This is a genomic window from Enterococcus sp. DIV0008 (genome assembly GCF_050542615.1).
GTDB classification, from domain to species: Bacteria; Bacillota; Bacilli; order Lactobacillales; family Enterococcaceae; genus Enterococcus_D; species Enterococcus_D innesii.
The window spans coordinates 560,292-577,987 of record NZ_CP172937.1; the positions used below are offsets into that span (position 1 = coordinate 560,292).

A 17,696-nucleotide genomic window follows, 5' to 3' on the forward strand; every position below is an offset into this window, starting at 1 on the left:
ATGTTTAAATGGTAGATTTTAATGAAAAAATGGGGATAGGGAAAATAATTTTAGAAACAGATCCTGAAAAAATTTATGATACTTTAGATAGGTCAACTGAAAAAGGACCCTTAAGACCAGAACAAATTGAAATTCTTAATAAGTGGTACTCTGAAAGAAGTAACGATGAAAACACTATTTTAAAGCTAAATACTGGTAAGGGGAAAACAATAATCGGTTTATTAATATTATTATCTAAGATGAATAGTTTAAATAAACCAGTTTTATATATGTGTCCAAACAATTTTTTAGTCGAGCAGACAGTTGCACAAGCTAAGCAATTTGGCATTAAAACATGCACGATTGGAACTGATAGGCAACTTCCTATGGAATATATCAATGCTGAATCTATATTAGTCATTACATCCCAATATATGTTTCATGGGTACTCAAAATTTGAAGATGATAGATTCAGCACAGATTGTGGGGCTATTGTAATAGATGATTCACATGCAGTGATTGATAATATTAGACAGTCTATGAAATTTTTAATAACAAAAAATAAATCAGAACTTGTATATAATAAATTTCTGTCCCTTTTTGAAGAACCAATGAAAAAACAAGGGTTAGGAACATTTGAGGATATAAAAAATGATAGTGATAACGATGATTCCTATATATATGTTCCTTATTGGGCTTGGAAGGATAGTATAGAACAAGTTACCAATATTTTGTCTCAAAACAAAGACTACAATGAAATAAAATATACTTGGCCTATTTTAAAAGACAGTTTGGTAGATGCGGATTGTTATATATCTTCTTCAAGTATTGAAATAGTTCCATATATATTACCAATTGAAAAATTTACAACTTATAGTAATGCAGATCATAAAATATATATGTCCGCTACTATAAGTGAAGATTCTATTTTGATTAAAGAGTTAGGGCTTGAACAACAAGTAGTTAAAAACCCATTAACCCTAGATTTAGAGGATTGGTCTGGAGAAAAGATGATGATTACTCCGAGCAACATATCAGATCAACTTGATAGAAGTAAAATCGTAGAATATTTCGGAAAACCTACTGAAAAAAACAAAAAAGTTGGAAAAGTTGTATTAACTCCTTCATTTCTTAGAACTAAAGATTGGGAAGCGTATGGTTCTAGAATTTTGGATAGCAATAACTTATCTGCGGGTATACAATATTTATCTCAAGAGAGTAAACCATTATCAATTGTTTTTGCTAATCGATATGATGGTATTGATTTACCAGATGATTTATGTAGGATTTTAATAATAGATTCACTCCCAAAATTTGAATCATTAGAAGATAAATATATCTCTGATGTGTTACCAGATTCAACTTTAATGTCAATGAGAAAAATTCAAAAAATTGAGCAAGGAATTGGTAGAAGTGTTAGAGGGGAGAAAGATTACTCAGCTATTGTATTTATAGGTAACGATTTAATATCTTTTATGGGTAGTAAGAAAAATAGAGAATATTTTTCTCGATATACAAAGCAACAAATACGTATTGGAGAATTAATAAGTCAATTTGGTAAAGAGGATTTGGAAAACGGCAAAGTAAAATATCCTATAAATGTATTATTCAATTTACTCAATCAGTTGTTAGATAGAGATGTTGGTTGGAAAAAATTTTATGAAGCTCAAATGAATGAAACTCCAACAGAAATTGTAGATATTTCCAATATGGATAGATTAACTAAAGAAAGAAAATTTATGGAAGAATATTCTAAAGGAAATGTTGAGAAAGCTTTAATGTTAGTACAAGAATATATTGATAGTTACTGTCATGATGAATTGGAAAGAGGTTACTACTTACAAGTAAAAGCAAAATATCAATATAAAAATTCTCATTCAGAATCAATAAAAATTCAGAATGTAGCTTATCAAAAAAACAATGCATTATTAGCTTATACTGATTCTATAAAAGTCGAACAGATAACTGGACAGAGTTTTTCACAACGTTCGGAAAATATTAAGGATAAATTATGTGAAATAGGGTGTAAAGATGAGTTGCTATTAGTAATGAAGGAATTGCAAAGCAAATTGCAGTTTGGTGATGATTCTGAAAGGTTTGAACAAGGTATAAATTTACTAGGTGAATTATTAGGTTTTGAAACTCAGAGACCTGAAAAAGATTATAAACAAGGACCTGATAATTTGTGGGCTGTAGCTCCTAATGATTATTTTATTATTGAGTGTAAGAATAAAGTTCTACTATCAAGAAAACATATTAATAAAAGTGAAAGTGGTCAAATGAATAACTCTATTGCTTGGTTTAATAGAAAATATGGTAATAGTAACCATACTAATTTTATGATTGTTGGTACTAAGTATTACGATGCAGCTGGAGGATTTAATGAAGATGTAAAAATTATTAGAAAAAATAAATTTAAAAAATTATTGAATAATGTTATGAATTTTTTGAAAGAGTTTCAAAATGAAAACTTTGAGGATATTGCCTCTTCTAAGATAAGTGAATTATTGACTATTCATAACTTAAATATTATTGATTTGAAACAAGAGTACTTTGAGGAAGCAAGACCCTATCAAAAATAAAATAGATAATCAGTTTTTTTAACTAACTATCTATTTATGCTCCCAATAACATATTTAAATCGACCAGATTTTGACCATCTTAATTTGACAATTAATGATAATTATTGATTCATTGAACTACTATGAATCATTGTAATTGTTTGGTTTGACAATGATTGACACTGGTTGAGAAGTCTATTCCAATATGGAAGGTTCTGTGGGGTAATTGAATTGCATAAGCTAGAAATGCCTATTTGGGCTCTTTGTCAATAAGGACTGATGAGTTGTGCAAAATCAAATCTGGGTCAGAATGAACCTCATTCTGGCTCAGATTTTTTGTTATCTTACATTGATTATTTGATTGATCAAAAAGATTCTAATTCTCATGTTCTCGAATGATTTAAATCCGTAGGATACTCGTTTCATTGTCTTTATGTGGGTATTCTTCGCTTCTATTTTCCATTGGAATAAGGTTAGATCATTGCGTTGGTAATGCCTTCTTCATAGGTCAGAAGGTTTTGAAGCTTCTCCCTAAAGCCACCATCTAACGTTTCTGGAAGTTCTGCCAATAAGGAGAAAAATAAGTCAGGGTCTTTGTCTCGAAAGGCTTCAACTAATTCATGAAAAATGGGATACGCCTCCTTTAGGGGCGTAGAAAACTCAAGCAATCGATCAATCATCATTGCTTCAGTAAGAAATGGGTATTTTGGTGCTCGGAAACTTTTCCATGTTTTGTATTCATAATGGTTGATGTTTGCACGATTTTTTAGCAAAAAGCGCCAGTTCTTTTTCAGTTTTTCTGCCTGGCTTTTCTGTCCTGCTTTACGAAGTTCATTCATTTCACGGATACGCAACTCATTGAACGCTTGATTCATGTGTTTGACAATATGAAAACGATCAATCACTACTTTCGCATTTGGCAGAACACGTTTGGTGAGCTGGAAGTAGGCGGCGTTCATGTCTGTCACCAAGAATTCTACTTCTTCTGGATTGGTACAACCTAAGAAATAGCTTGTTAATCGAGGTAATTTACGCATAGGCAAAACATCTATTAATTTTCCTGTTTCGCCATCTGCGCAAATAAAGCTCATTTTATCTTCTATGGAAGCATGCGAGCGAAATTCATCAACCATCAATACTCTGGGGAGAATCTTCTTAGATTGCTTTGGCAAATAGCTTTTAAACTCTTTCAATGTACGAATAACGGTGGTCAAAGATACCTGACAGCTTTTCGCAATAAAAGATAAAGATACTTTTTCAGTCAGTAAAGAAGCAATTTTATATCTAACATGATTTGCGATTGAATGTCTGGGTTGGACAAAATAACTTTGAGCAGTCCAATGGGTGCGGCAGTTTTTACAGGTATAGCGCTGCTTTTTTAGGCGCATAACCAAAGGCATATGATTGCATTGTTCAAAACGGACAATCGTTTCCTTCTTCCCATTTTTCACTATAATTGCTTTCCCGTTTCCATCTACCACAGTAGAACCACAACTTCTACAAGCTCGAGGAGTAGGCGAGAGAACAGCATCGACGACCAACGTCTTTTTCTTCTGAAGGGTCTCGTAAGAGACCTCTGTAATCATCAAATCTTTCTCTATTATTCTCAGCATTTTTTGATAGAATCATTCATATAGCATATCGTCCTCTCAGTTTGTTTATTTTGTGGTGATTTAATCATACTAGAGAACGATATGTTTTTTAATATCTAAAATGAAAATGGGGCTGAAGAATCAATTCTGATTCATCAGTCCCATAAATTATAGAGCCCTTTTTTCATGTGAAAACAATTACCACTTATGTCAACGTATGCTGATACCATTTCTTCCCTCAAAATCGCAGCAAGAAAATCAGGCCCCGAACGCCCCATTCGATGGTCATCACGACATAAATCCCTGTCAATCCATAAAACAAAACGATACGAGCCAAGTACCCCATACCAATCCGGAAAATTTAAATCGAAAGCAGCGAAGCGATGGTCGTAAAGTTGGTATCGCCAGCAGCGCGCAATGCAGCAGGCAAAATGAAGACAATGCTCCAAGTTAGAAAGTGCATCACGATGGCAATCAAATAAAGCCGATAAATCGCTGGAACAATAACTGCCGGCGGATTGAACAGGCGCATCCCATATGAAAAGAAGGGCAGCAGACTTAAGTTAATCACAAGAAACGCCACCATACCAGTCAAAACAAAGGCCTTCGTAAACTTCTTGGCGTCTGCAATATTGCCCCGTCCAATACTTTGGCCCACGATTGGCACAAGTGATGTGGCCAAGGCGCTAGGAATGATTTCTAAAATCTGAATCCCTGAAGACGCAATCGCGTTGGTAGCAATCACATTGGTTCCAAAACTGACGATCATTGTTTGGATAATGATTTTTCCGCCATAAAAAAACAAAGAGTCAGCAGCAAAGGGAATACTGATCTTTAACACTTTGCTGATGACTTTCATGCGAATATGCATAAGTCTTCTTTCTTTAATATAAAGAGCCCGCGATTGATGCCCAATGTGTAGACAGCAAAGAGCAACCCAATCATCCCCATGCCTAATACATGCAAAAAGAGAATATTGAAGACAATGTAGACAAAGTTCATTAGCAAAGACAATTTTAAATGAGGCCTTCGTGTGGCCAATCCATCTCAAACTGCCATTGGTTCCTTCTAATATTGCTTGCAATCGGTATGAGGCCAATAGACCCAACAAATAAATCTTGGCATGGCCCAAAACCAGCGACTCTGCTTGTCCGAATAACAACTGCAAGATACCTTTCTGAAAAACAGCAATCAAAATACTGACTGAACAGGCCAAAAAGACGGTACCGTAGACTGTGCCACTGCACACTTTGCTATGTTGTTTGCGCTCTTTTTTGGCGAAATATTGTGCCATCAAGACTGTTCCACCCAATCCGACAGCAGTAAACGTATTGACCAAGAAGAAATGCAAACTGCCAACCATACTGACCACACTAACTGTTTCTGTACCAGCGGAGCTGATCATCGCTGTATTGACAAAATTAAAACTCACAAGAAAAAATTAATCGAGGATCACGGGTAACACAAGAGCGAGGATAAACGGATAAGCAATATCTTGCCCGAAATAAACATTCTTTAGCCAATTGCCGCTATGATGCAGGATAGACGTGATCATATTCAACGAGGACACACTTTATATTTAATTTTGCACACGGTTTCATTTTTATGCTATCGTTTATGGTAGCTTATGTCAATGTGGAATAAGTCGCAGGATGTGCAAATTGGCGAAATTGTAAAGGTTTATCTCGGATTTTTTATCACCTGACAAAAAGGATTAGGTGTTTTATGAAAAAGACAGTGGAAACGCAAAATATACCTTGCTACGACTGAAAGTAAAGGCTATTATAATCTTGTTAATAAATAAAATAAGGGTGGTAAAAAAATGAAAGAGTACCAAGATATTATGGGTAAATATCAGAAACAAAAGCAATACTATAAAAAAGTCATAGTAGTATCTATCGGATTGATCCTACTAGCAAGCCTCATCGTTTTTTTAGATGTGGTAAGAATCAATCCTTTGCTTGTTTATTTGGTGGGAATGAGCACTGCTCTTTTTTATGCAAATAAAACTCGTGTTGAAAGTAAATCATATGCACAATTAAAAAAATATTTGCGAAAAGCAAATCCAAAATTATTGCAACAAGAAGCGCTTGTCTTTTTTATTGACCAACAACTCAATAAACTTCCTCAAGAAGAAGCAAGTGGTCTTTTTGATTGGTTAGCAGAAGAAAAAAAATGGCAAGACAAGAAGGAACGGTCATATTTCCATGGAAAAGTGGATGAATTGCGTGCGTATTATTTGTTCCTCAACGATATGACCGATGATGAAGAGAATGGGGAAATCACTTTGGATACATTTCGGGCATTAGGAATAAACAAATATAAAGAGTTGGTCTAATAGGAGAGAAAGAATGAAATTAAGAAAAGAGTTATTAGGAATTGTTTTGGCTTTTTCAATGACAGGGATCATTGCAACCTCTGTGAATGCAAATGCCTACCAAGATGTCTATGATCAGCAAGAAAAACAAGAACAAAAAATCAATAAACTGCTTCAATCAGTGTTTATCTCAGAAGATGAACAAAGCACATTAGAACATGAATTGACCTCGTTTGATCAAGTGAAGGATCGTGAAAATAGACAAGGTTTATTGGATTTGATTGCGCAAAGTGAAGCAACGCTCGCAAAAGTTGAAAAGAATGTGTCATCTGCAGAAGCCAATGCCGTTAAAACAGAACTTAGCCAAATCAAAACACAACTAGATGCGTTGGCTAAAAAAAGCGATGAAGCGTTTATTACCAAAGATGATCAAACGCAAATCAATGAAATCACAGAGAAGTATCAAACGGTATTTGGAACCAGTGAGATTACACCTGTCAGGTCTTTAGCAAATGAAGTAACAACACTGGCTAAAGCAGTCGAGAGGCATCAAAAAGAACTGATTTCTCTAGTTGATAAGCTCAAAGAAGATAACAAAGCAACAGATACATTGCTGAAAAAAGACTATTTGTCAGAGCGCGATAAAAAAGACTTAACGCAAAACAAAGCAGTCAACCAAACATTTTTCGAAGATGCAGATGAAAAGACAGCTGTTGAAGAACGACAGAGTGATTCGGCGAAGCTGATTGAAAACATCAGGCAAAAGCAAGAAGCGACTGCTAAAGAATTCAAAGACTATGAATTTAAAGCCAAATCACTGATTAAAGAAACAACATCATTGCTTGATGATGGTGATCTTACGAAGGATGAAACAAAAGAGCTTACAACTGCGAAAACAACTCTGGAAGATTCATTGGCGTTGAAAGATTACTCACCAGGTACCTTAAAAGATGACTTTGCTGCATTGGATAGTCAATATGACAGTGCAAAGACAAGCAGTGACAAACGGATCGCTGATAAGAAGAAAGAAGCCGAAGCGGCTGCAAAAGCTGAGCGTGAGAAACAGGCCAAAGAACAAGCAGAAGCCGCAGAGCAAGCGAAAGCTAATGAGGAAGCAAATCAGGCGAATGCCAACCAAGCCACCCCATCTCCTTCATTGGTTGGCGAATGGTACCAAGCACCTGCAGGGTATAAGTTCTTGAAGGTCGAAAGTGGCAAGACCTATGGACAAGTAAAGATTCCAGAGAACTTCACGTTGATTACAGATTCAGAAGCACAGAGTTATAGTCCGGGTCATGGTAACGGATATGCGAAGCAATAATGAATAGCCACGTCAGACAGACCAAATTTGAGTATTTGGTCTGTTTTTCTATATGCAAAAAATAAACGAATAATAACGATGTAACAGATGCCTTTGTTTTCGTTCATCAAAATACTACCTTATTAATAATTGGAATAATTTTATCGTAAAGTAATAGTTTTAGAATATTCGGACTGTTTTCTCGTCCAAAAAGAAGTTGGCAAATCGAAGAAAAAAACTGATTGATAACGGTATCAATCAGTAAGAGCTTAAAACGATCGAAGATTAGTATTACTTAGCATCGTTTTCTTTAAAGTAGTCATCAATGTAATCCTTAATTTTTTCAAAGTCCTTAGTCAGAAAAAATTTTGAAGGAACTTTTATGATAGGGAGGTTATTTTCATTATCAAAAGGAGCAAATGGCTCAGGAAGGACCAAGTAATCAACAGTATCTTTATCTCTCAGATAATTGATTGAAACGTCGTAAAACGGTGAAAAATAGTCTTTGAGGCTTGTGTCTCTTTGATAAAGAACACCTGGAGTTAATGGTGTGTAAGATAATCCATTGCTCAAAACTAAGACAAAACAAATTCTTTTCATAAAAAATCACCTTTCCTTTCGATTAAATACTAGCGTCATCTCAACAGTCAAGGATTCGTTATTCATTTGGTAAATCCATTTTAATAGACAAATGGATAAAATAGTAGTCAGCGATAGAAAAAGGATTCAGTCGTTGGCTAAAAGGGAACCAGCAATCACAAGTTGTTCCTTTAATTTAAAAAACAAGCGATAAAAAAACACCAAGAACAATTATGGTTAAGATTTCCAATGCTCTTTCTAGAAACAAATTGTTGCTTTTTAAAAATATTGTTTTCTTTTTATAAGGGAACCAAAATGACTGGCTTGCGTAGTCTGGCGGGTATACGGAATCTAAAAAGCCACTGATAAAAAGTAATGGAATAGCTTTGAAAATATTGTCATGGAAGGCTAAATAAATATAGTATGTTAACAAAGAAATTTGAGCGATCCGCAGATGTCTTAGGTTGGTAACTGTATAGTTCATCAAATCATCCTTTCGTAAATGATTATCGCATATTGAATGATTTGGTCAAATTAAAATTATAAAATATTTATTTATTTTCAGATTGCAAAATAAATTCTTTTGATTTACTAAACAATTTATAAATATCCTAAACAGAGGATATTTGATGAATTATCAAAGGGGATTTTCAGTTATTTATTTTAGAACGTCTTAGAGAGGATTCGTTTGAAAAGAGTTTCAGGATAATAAGTTAGTCTATTAAATCATTAGCAAAGTATGCACGTTGGGCGAAATTAGTAGATTAATCAATAGCGATTTTTTTAGATAATGGTTATTTTGCTAAAACAAAAAATTACCAATTTTGTCTTTAATGCTTTAAGAGCAAAATATGCAATGATATACTAAAATAAATAACCTTAATGGAATAGACACTAAACGGAGACTCTAAAATATGACCAACCAACTAATCATAGAAGATCATCATTTCAAGAAAGGTGAGCTATCTAGCATAACGACGGCATATATCGATCAGTACCCAGTCGTTTACATACTCTACAACCGAAATGAAAAGAAAAGACCTGTTGCGTACATTGGTCAAACGGTTCAAGTGAACAAACGATTGAAGCAGCACTTGAATAACTCTAAGCGCAGAGAAATTAAAGAAGTCTTGCTGATTGGTCATGAAAAATTCAATCAATCAGCGACCTACAATATCGAGACCAATTTGATCAATCACTTCATTGGGGATGAGCAGTTTCAGTTACAAAACGTCAGTCAAACAAGACAGGTGCAGATGCATCAGTATTATGAAAAAGAGTATTATGATGAAGTGGTCTTCCAAGAGTTATGGAAAGAATTGCAAAGGCGGCAATTGGCGAAGCACTCAATCGATACGATTCGCAACAAAGATGTATATAAATTATCCCCTTTTAAAGAATTGACGCCAGAACAGTTAGATATAAAACTTGAAATTATTAAGTACTGTAAACAAGCGATTCAGCAGGATGAAACACAAAAAGTCTTAATGATTGAAGGAGAAGCTGGAACGGGAAAGAGCGTCCTATTGGGATCTCTCTATAACACCCTTCAAGACTATACAAAGTCAGAGTCTGTATTAAGAGGCACCGATAACTATTTGCTGGTCAACCATTCAGAGATGTTAAAAACCTATCATACAATGGCAGAAAGTTTGCCAAATTTAAAAAAGAATCATATGTTAAAGCCAACTTCTTTTATTAATAAAACAGATAATCAGAAGTTGCATCCAGACATCGTTATTGTGGATGAAGCCCATTTGCTTTTAACGAAGAAAGACAGTTATAACAGTTTTCACTATGAAAACCAACTAGAAGAGATTATCAAGCGAGCAAAAATCACGATTTGCATTTTTGATCCGAAGCAAGTATTGAAAATCAAAAGTTACTGGGATCAGGACAAACTGGATCAGTTTCAGAAAAGGTACAATGCTTCTCGCTTTAAGCTAAAAGATCAATTAAGAATGAAAAGTAGTCCACAAATAATTCAATGGATCGATGATATCGTAGAAAAACGTGTAACACCGATTCCAGAATCAACAGCATCTTTTGAGCTTCAGATTATGGAAACCCATGATGCGTTGAAGAATAAAATCTTTTCTCTCGATAAAAAGGAAGGTCTGTCACGGATCATCTCAACATTCGATTATGTTCATAAGAAAGACGGAGCTTCATATCTTGTAGATCCTGGCGGGATCAACCTGCCATGGAATACGACCGATACGAAGCGAACATGGGCGGAGCGACCAGATACAATCAGTGAAGTCGGTTCAATCTACACCGTCCAAGGCTTTGATTTAAACAATGTAGGAGTCGTCATTGGTCCTTCCGTTGATTACGATCCAGAGACCGACCAGCTTGTCATCGATATCGATAAATATGAGGACAAAGGGGCGTTTACGGGACGTGACGATATGAACCAAGAATTGACGAAGAAAGCCAAAGAAACGATCATCCTTAATTCATTGAATGTATTAATGAAGCGAGCAATCAAAGGGCTTTACATCTATGCAATCAATCCCAATCTCCGCCAAAAACTCATAACCCTACAAAACGAAAGGAGCCAGTCCAACCATGCAAAATCACCCCTCTTCAATGGAACGGATCAATAAATTCCGAGATGATCGCAATTGGCGACAATTCCATAATGAAAAAGATTTAGCTATTTCTATCTCCATCGAAGCCGCCGAATTGTTGGAGATTTTTCAGTGGAAAACACCTGAAGAAGCCACTCAAGATTTCGAACATCTAAAAGAAGAAATTGCCGATGTTCTGATTTATTCCTATATGCTGGCAGACAATTTGGGTCTTGATATTGATGAGATCATCAAAGAAAAGCTGGAAAAAAACAACATGAAGTATCCGGTGAAAGAAAGTAAAGATTCGAAAAAGAAGTATAATGAATTGTGACAAAAAGAAGCAAGGACGCTGCAAGTTCTTGCTTCTTTTTTTGATGGAATAGGAGCAGCAACGGCTTTCTGAATTCATCTCGATTGGTTACGAACGCCAAAAATCTGTCATAATTGAGAAAGTTGAAGATAACTTCAAATTGGTTACAATTTTTCGGAAATTTGAAGTTAACTTCAAATAAGCGCAATTTTTGATAAAAAATGAAGTTAGACCTAGTATCTGCTAGAGCAAAAACAAGATTATCCTATCCGAAAATGAAAGCAAGATCATCGGTAAAAAATCGGCAACAATGAAGGGCGTTTTCTATCAAAAATACTTCTCCCCCAAAAACCTAAAAAACCTATTGCTCCCCGAGCCCACTTACTGTATAGTAAACAAGAATATTTCATGAAAATAACCAAAAATAACTAATTAAAAAGACTTTGTTATTGAAAATTGCGATTAAACGATGCTGTAAACGGAATGTAAGAAGGAGAAAACAATGACGTATTTAACAAACAATTTTGTGAATTGCATGATCACTTTAGGGTTTATCTTCATCCATCTATCATCAAATGTTATCTCATCCAGAAAACTAAACGTGCAATACATGAGCTCCTTTGCCGCTGGTGTAGGGATCTCCTATGCGATCGTTCATCTATTGCCCCATTTGGCGTATTTTCAAACGGTGTTGATCGATGAATTTGGCTGGGATTCGGGGATTTTTTATAGTCATGGGGTCTATGGCATCGTTTTGTTTGGCTTAGTCTTCAGTTACGTGATCTACAAAATCGATGAGCGGACGTTTATGGTGTTAGAAAAGAAAGACATCACCAGTGCCAAAAACGCCTTTTTTTGGTCGGATATCGCTTTTCATGTGATTTATAATATTATGATCGGCTATATCGTGATTGCCAATACGCTATCAGAGCGTTTCTACATTTTGACCTACTTTATCGCTTTTGGTTTGCACTTTCTCATGAACGATTGGTTGCTCTATCACCATCATGGTGCCCTTTATAACAAATATGGCCGCTTTGTGCTTTCCTTCAGTATTTTCGCGGGAGCGGCGTTCTCCCTCTTTGTATCATTGCCCTACTATTTGGTGGTCATCATTGAAGCCTTGATCACCGGCGCTTTGCTGGTGAATATCATCAAATTTGAGTTACCTAATGAAGGAGAAGGCAGTATTCGTGGGCTATTGGTAGGCACGATCTGCTCTGGAATTTTGTTTGTATTTGTCTAGCGCGAAAAGGAGGACTGAATCATGGATGATTCGGTCCTCCTTTTTTGATAAATACGCAAAGTAATTACTATTTTCTATATAAATACAACGAATTGTGAAATTTTTTATATTTTATGATCATTATTTGCAATTTTATTGTCATGTTCGCTTGCTTTTCTGAAAAACATTCTATAGAATGTAAGCGAATAGAAACCAAAAAATAGGCACCCCGTAATTCTGTTGGCGCAGACTTACGAGGCCCTGATCAGTCACTCACTATAGACAGTTGACCAATCAAGTTGCCATAGTTGATCGCCAAAGGCATCAACGTGTTTATTGTACCCGATTTCCTTGTCGATTTCTAGTAGATTTAGGCAGGTTTTTGGGCAAAAACCGTGGGATGCTGGACGCTTATTTTGCTATGCCAAAGGCATTGGACAATTTTGTCCAATGCCTTTTTTTGTCGTTTGAAACGGTTCATGCGCAGGATCGTTTGCGGCAAATAAAAGATGTGAAAATTAGTTGAGAACAGTTGCATGGAAAATAGGCAGTCATAGTTGAGAAATCCAATGCCTTGCGTTCTTACTGTGTTCATAGCAATAGCGTTTTGGCGATCAGCACTTCAATCCTAGGTTCTTGAAGGTGGCAAGCCTTGGTTTCTATTCACACTTCGAAAAGATACCTGAACGCACTCTTTCAGCGATCTTTTAAGGTTAAGGAGGAAGCTTATGAAGGATTCGTTAAAGAAATTTATGGAAGAAAAAATGCTGCCATGGGGAATGAAAATTGGCGGTGAAAAGCATCTAGTTGCTATCCGTGATGGACTTGTCACCACGATGCCTTTGATCATTATCGGTTCCATTTTTGTTATTTTATCCAACGTTCCATGGGAAGGCTTTAACCTATTTGTTACTAGTATTTTTGGCGGGGAATGGCGCAGCAAATTAGACTTTGTCGTACAAGTGACCTTTGGTGTGATGGCGCTGTTCAATTCCTTTGCTATTGCGTATAGTTTAGCAACCACTTACCGCGTCAGCGGTTTATCTGCCGGTGTATTGGCAGCATCGGTTTTTCTTTTAGTCACTCCGATTGAAGATGGCGGCATTCAAATGTCTTATCTTGGTAGCCGCGGGCTGATCGTAGCAATCATCACCAGCCTGATCACGGCGGAGATCTTCCGATTATTCGTACAAAAGAATATCGTGATTCGCATGCCAGAAAACGTTCCCCCGGCGGTCAGTCGCTCCTTTATTGCATTGATCCCCTCATTCTTTTGCCTCTCGCTTTTCTGGGTGATTCGTTTATTAGTGGAATCATTCGGCAACACGAATGTTCATGATCTGCTGTACAGTCTTGTGGGACAACCTTTATCGATCATTGGCGGAGGCTTTATAGGCGGTCTGTTTGCCATTATGTTTACGTCATTGTTTTGGTCAGTGGGTATCCACGGTTGGGACTTGGTCTTGAGCGTCCTGCAGCCGACATGGATTCAAATGATCGATGAAAATCGAATCGCTTTTCAAAACGGCGAAACGATTCCGCATATCATCAATTATACCTTTATGAATACCTTTGTCTGGATTGGCGGGAGTGGCGTGATTTTGGGCTTGGCGATCTTGCTCTTAGTCAGAAGTAAAAGCAAGTATTTAAAAGAGTTGGGGAAACTCGGATTTCCATCAACGGTTTTCAATGTCAATGAACCCATCATGTTTGGGTTGCCCGTTGTCATGAATCCATTGATTTTGTTCCCATATATTCTGACGCCGGTCGTTTGCTATATTATTTCTTATACGACAGTTGCCATGGGGATCGTCCGACCTGCCGTCGTTTTGGTGCCCTGGTCGATGCCGCCAATCATCGGCGGTTATTTAGCCACAGGCGGACATATTTCGGGGGCAATCTTACAACTGGTGAATCTGACGGTTTCTATCGCCATCTATTATCCATTCTTCAAAATGCTGGATAATCGAACATTAGCCAGTGAACTCGGTTCAGAAAGTGGGGCGTAAAATGAAGACAAAACGATTATTGAATTGCACGGCAGCTGATTTTAAATCATTTGATAAAGACCAGCTATTGGAAAGTATCCGAGGAAGTGCGGGGCGGACGATCGTAGCAGAAAATGACGTCCAGATCGATCCGATGTCTAGAGGAATCACCAATGCTGAATTCGTCGCTGCATTTGGGGCGGATTTGATTTTGCTGAACCTATTTGATTGCGAAAACGGGGCTATCAAAGGATTACCGACAACGGATGACCCCATTCGCTTTTTGCAGTGCTTAACGGGGCGGCCTGTTGGGGTCAATCTTGAGCCTGTCGACGATTGTGCGGAGCAGATGGAACAGTTGACAACTATCGCTACGGGGCGTTTGGCAACAAAGAAAAACATGGCTCGTGCAGAAGCACTTGGATTTGATTTTATCTGTCTGACAGGAAATCCTTCCACTGGCGTTTCAAATAAAGAGATCACAGCGGCAATCAAACAAGCAAGAGCCGTTTTCTCTGGGATCATTATTGCTGGAAAAATGCACGGAGCTGGTGTCAATGAACCCGTGTTAGATGAAGAAATTGCCTCTGCGTTCATTCAAGCTGGGGCCGATGTTATTCTTGTACCCATTGCGGGCACGATTCCTGGTCTGAGTGAACAACACATGAGTGATCTAGTGGCCTTTATCCACCAAAAAGGGAAGTTGGTCATGGGCACCATTGGCACTACACAGGAAGGTGCAGATACAGGCACGATCCGTGCCTTGGCATTGACTAGCAAACGTGCCGGCTGCGACCTTCACCATATCGGAGATGCTGGTTTTTCTGGAACCGCTGATCCCGAGAACATCTTGCAACTATCCATCGCCATCAGAGGTAAGCGCCATACCTATCACCGAATGGCCGTCTCAGTGAACCGATAGGTGGAACAAATCGGCATATGCCTATGAAAGGCAAGAATTGTTAGAAGAATTTTTCGTTGAATATTGAATAATGAAGCAAGACCGAAACAGAGAGTGAACTCTTTGTTTCGGTTTTTTATAGTAAGTAGCATTGAAGTGTGGTTAAAGTGTTTTTATAATAAATCTATCGGAGGTGCATATGTTTAAGATAGGTGAATTTTCAAAGCTCTCTCAAGTGAGTATCAGAATGTTACGTTACTATGATGAGATGGGCCTATTAAAGCCCGATAGGATTGATACGTTTACTGGTTATCGACTGTATTCGGCTGCTCAATTGCCTGAACTCAATAAAATACTCTATTTGCGTGATAGCGGCTTTAGTGTAGCAGAAATTGCGGTGTTACTGAAAAACCAAGAGCAGGACTTCCTTGCAGAACAATTAGAAAGAAAACGAGATGAGATTAAGTCGACTATTGAGGCGGAAAAACAAAAACTAATCAAACTAGAAGTGGCTAAATTAGAATTGACGAAGAAACGAACAGAGCGCCATTATCAGGTTACAATGAAAGCAGTCCCGAGTTATCATGTGCTCTCCCTTCGCAAAGTCATACCAAATTATTTTTCTGAAGAGGAACTGTGGAGAGAACTAGCCACTTTTATGGAAAATCAGAAAATAAAGAATTTCGGACAATCATTTTCGATTTATCACGACCAAGAGTTTAAAGAAAAAAATGTCGATGTTGAATTGTGTGTGCAAGTGAAAGCAGGCCTGCAAGTAGATTCCAAAGTATTTTCCATCTACGAAACGGAGGCAGTGCCAATGATGGCGTGCACGATGGTGTACGGTGCATTCTCCAACATAGCCAACGTCTATTTGTCCTTGGCTGAGTGGCTACAAGAACATCCTTATTACCAAATGGACGGACCAGACAGGCAAATCGTGCATCGCGGTCCTTGGAATGAGCAGGAAGAACGTAATTATTTGACTGAAATACAAATACCGCTCATAAAACGTTGAGTAGCAGATTTTTTCTGTTTTTTCTTGACTCTCACACTGTGTCAGGCACTATTCTGAGAGCACCAAGAGGAAATGGAGGAAAGAAAATGACAGAATATAAACTACAACCGATTGGGATCATTCAAAACAATGAGGAAGGATGCTTGCTCAAGCTTAAGAAAGAATATATTCCAGCTTTAGCAGGGATTGAAGGATTTAGTCACCTTCAATTAGTATGGTGGTTCAGTGATTTTGCGGATGCAAAGTATCGAATGATTTTGGATGCTGAGCAACCCTATAAACATGCGCCTGAAAAAATGGGGATATTTGCTACGAGATCACCCATTCGACCAAATCCAATTGCATTAAGTGTTGTTCAAGTATTATCAGTCGATGTTGAGAAAGGAATTCTTTCTATTCCTTATATTGATGCAAACGACCAAACGCCACTAATAGATATCAAACCGTACACACCAAGTTTAGATCGAGTAGAAGTGCCCAGAGTTCCTTCCTGGTGCCATCATTGGCCGAACAGTTTAGAAGAATCTGCTGATTTTAATTGGGAAAATGAATTTAATTTTTAGAGGATGAAAAAATAGAGGAATCAATTGGAAGATTGTTGGCGCAACAATGAAAATTTAAGCAATGTCGATGTTCGATTCAAGTAAAGAAAAAACGCGGTTTGTTTTTAAGGGACATCCTCCGCTATAATTGGGGGAAACATTAGGAAGAACGAAAGGAGTATACCACATGCTAACAGGCAACAAAGTCACTTTAACCCCTGCGGAAATCAAAGATAAAGAAGCGGTCTATCAATGGTGTTTTCACTCTGAAACCACAAAATATCATTCCGGACCACCTTCTTATCCTAATGCACCGATCGCCACCGAAGCAGAGTTTTTTGAGGACTATCAAGAGTATTACTTTACTGGCGCCCAACCGCAAAATGGCAGAGGCTTTTTGATTCTACATGCAGGTGAACCGATTGGCTTTATTAGCTACTCCTCGTTTCATCTAAAAGACGGCATAGCAGAACTGGATATCTGGTTGAACCGGGAAGCTCATTGCGGCAAAGGATTTGGCACCGATGCGATCGTCACCCTCGGTGATCATTTACATGAAACATTCGGCATTCAAAAATTGATGATGCGACCATCGAGAAAAAATATTGCTGCAGTCAAATCTTACGAAAAGGCTGGTTTTACGCAATCTTCCCAAGACCTTGCTGACTATTTGTTGGAAGAGTATCTTACTTTATATGCCGAAGGGGATTATGGGGCAGAAGAAACGGTGACATTGATCAAAACGTTTCCGTCAACTGCATTGAGCTGATCTATAACAGTCGGCTTCAAACGGTTAAAGGTTATTTCA

At 37.4% G+C, this 17,696-nt stretch carries 13 protein-coding genes and 1 pseudogene; 11 read left to right on the forward strand and 3 right to left on the reverse strand.

Annotation, left to right across the window (positions count from 1 at the left end; translation table 11 throughout):
• Nucleotides 1-8 precede the first annotated feature (8 nt).
• A complete protein-coding gene (locus IGI84_RS02635) occupies nt 9-2,561 on the forward strand; it encodes a DEAD/DEAH box helicase family protein (protein WP_008376024.1) in 2,553 nt (850 codons plus the stop codon).
• A gap of 318 nt (nt 2,562-2,879) precedes the next feature.
• Here IGI84_RS02635 and IGI84_RS02640 read toward each other — a convergent pair.
• Together IGI84_RS02640 and IGI84_RS02645 are read right to left on the reverse strand one after the other, a co-directional pair.
• Nucleotides 2,880-4,173, reverse strand: a pseudogene (locus IGI84_RS02640) (ISL3 family transposase).
• 320 nt (nt 4,174-4,493) lie between these two features.
• Nucleotides 4,494-5,564 (reverse strand): MATE family efflux transporter, encoded by a 1,071-nt coding sequence (locus IGI84_RS02645; protein ID WP_430600695.1) that lies wholly within the window; start codon nt 5,562-5,564, stop codon nt 4,494-4,496.
• 390 nt (nt 5,565-5,954) lie between these two features.
• Between IGI84_RS02645 and IGI84_RS02650 the strand changes: the two genes are divergently transcribed.
• The gene (locus tag IGI84_RS02650; RefSeq protein WP_008377855.1) at nt 5,955-6,470 is read left to right on the forward strand and encodes a hypothetical protein; all 516 of its coding nucleotides are present in this window, start codon (nt 5,955-5,957) and stop codon (nt 6,468-6,470) included.
• Between the two features lie 13 nt (nt 6,471-6,483).
• Nucleotides 6,484-7,770 (forward strand): hypothetical protein, encoded by a 1,287-nt coding sequence (locus IGI84_RS02655; protein WP_430600696.1) that lies wholly within the window; start codon nt 6,484-6,486, stop codon nt 7,768-7,770.
• A 270-nt stretch (nt 7,771-8,040) separates the two neighbouring features.
• Here IGI84_RS02655 and IGI84_RS02660 read toward each other — a convergent pair whose 3' ends face one another.
• A complete protein-coding gene (locus IGI84_RS02660) occupies nt 8,041-8,349 on the reverse strand; it encodes a hypothetical protein (protein ID WP_008377858.1) in 309 nt (102 codons plus the stop codon).
• A gap of 893 nt (nt 8,350-9,242) precedes the next feature.
• Here IGI84_RS02660 and IGI84_RS02665 point away from each other — a divergent pair.
• The 8 genes from IGI84_RS02665 to IGI84_RS02700 all read left to right on the forward strand — a co-directional run bounded on the left by IGI84_RS02665 (nt 9,243) and on the right by IGI84_RS02700 (nt 17,657).
• Entirely contained in the window at nt 9,243-10,937 is a 1,695-nt protein-coding gene (locus tag IGI84_RS02665; RefSeq protein WP_430600697.1) for a DUF2075 domain-containing protein, read from the forward strand.
• Nucleotides 10,900-11,235, forward strand: a complete 336-nt coding sequence (locus IGI84_RS02670; protein WP_005227477.1) for a nucleotide pyrophosphohydrolase — start codon at nt 10,900-10,902, stop codon at nt 11,233-11,235. Before IGI84_RS02665 ends, IGI84_RS02670 begins: the two co-directional genes overlap by 38 nt.
• 481 nt (nt 11,236-11,716) lie before the next feature.
• Nucleotides 11,717-12,460, forward strand: a complete 744-nt coding sequence (locus tag IGI84_RS02675) for a hypothetical protein (RefSeq protein WP_074934368.1) — start codon at nt 11,717-11,719, stop codon at nt 12,458-12,460.
• Nucleotides 12,461-13,167: 707 nt separating this feature from the next.
• Entirely contained in the window at nt 13,168-14,448 is a 1,281-nt protein-coding gene (celB, locus tag IGI84_RS02680) for a PTS cellobiose transporter subunit IIC (RefSeq protein ID WP_077453683.1), read from the forward strand.
• Between the two features lies 1 nt (nt 14,449).
• Complete coding sequence (locus IGI84_RS02685; RefSeq protein WP_252708163.1) at nt 14,450-15,349, forward strand: haloacid dehalogenase-like hydrolase; 900 nt, start codon at nt 14,450-14,452, stop codon at nt 15,347-15,349.
• A 178-nt stretch (nt 15,350-15,527) separates the two neighbouring features.
• A complete protein-coding gene (locus tag IGI84_RS02690) occupies nt 15,528-16,346 on the forward strand; it encodes a MerR family transcriptional regulator (protein WP_252708162.1) in 819 nt (272 codons plus the stop codon).
• A gap of 86 nt (nt 16,347-16,432) precedes the next feature.
• Nucleotides 16,433-16,909, forward strand: a complete 477-nt coding sequence (locus IGI84_RS02695) for an SAM-dependent methyltransferase (RefSeq protein ID WP_081118989.1) — start codon at nt 16,433-16,435, stop codon at nt 16,907-16,909.
• Nucleotides 16,910-17,075: 166 nt separating this feature from the next.
• Entirely contained in the window at nt 17,076-17,657 is a 582-nt protein-coding gene (locus tag IGI84_RS02700) for a GNAT family N-acetyltransferase (RefSeq protein ID WP_430600699.1), read from the forward strand.
• Nucleotides 17,658-17,696: the final 39 nt, after the last annotated feature.

What these genes read in the sequence shown, in the direction of transcription:
- IGI84_RS02635 (WP_008376024.1), top strand. Translation starts at nt 9, where the DNA reads ATGGTAGATTTTAATGAAAAAATGGGGATAGGGAAAATAATTTTAGAA.
- IGI84_RS02650 (WP_008377855.1), top strand. Translation starts at nt 5,955, where the DNA reads ATGAAAGAGTACCAAGATATTATGGGTAAATATCAGAAACAAAAGCAA.
- IGI84_RS02655 (WP_430600696.1), top strand. Translation starts at nt 6,484, where the DNA reads ATGAAATTAAGAAAAGAGTTATTAGGAATTGTTTTGGCTTTTTCAATG.
- IGI84_RS02660 (WP_008377858.1), bottom strand. Translation starts at nt 8,349, where the DNA reads ATGAAAAGAATTTGTTTTGTCTTAGTTTTGAGCAATGGATTATCTTAC.
- IGI84_RS02665 (WP_430600697.1), top strand. Translation starts at nt 9,243, where the DNA reads ATGACCAACCAACTAATCATAGAAGATCATCATTTCAAGAAAGGTGAG.
- IGI84_RS02670 (WP_005227477.1), top strand. Translation starts at nt 10,900, where the DNA reads ATGCAAAATCACCCCTCTTCAATGGAACGGATCAATAAATTCCGAGAT.
- IGI84_RS02675 (WP_074934368.1), top strand. Translation starts at nt 11,717, where the DNA reads ATGACGTATTTAACAAACAATTTTGTGAATTGCATGATCACTTTAGGG.
- celB (WP_077453683.1), top strand. Translation starts at nt 13,168, where the DNA reads ATGAAGGATTCGTTAAAGAAATTTATGGAAGAAAAAATGCTGCCATGG.
- IGI84_RS02685 (WP_252708163.1), top strand. Translation starts at nt 14,450, where the DNA reads ATGAAGACAAAACGATTATTGAATTGCACGGCAGCTGATTTTAAATCA.
- IGI84_RS02690 (WP_252708162.1), top strand. Translation starts at nt 15,528, where the DNA reads ATGTTTAAGATAGGTGAATTTTCAAAGCTCTCTCAAGTGAGTATCAGA.
- IGI84_RS02695 (WP_081118989.1), top strand. Translation starts at nt 16,433, where the DNA reads ATGACAGAATATAAACTACAACCGATTGGGATCATTCAAAACAATGAG.
- IGI84_RS02700 (WP_430600699.1), top strand. Translation starts at nt 17,076, where the DNA reads ATGCTAACAGGCAACAAAGTCACTTTAACCCCTGCGGAAATCAAAGAT.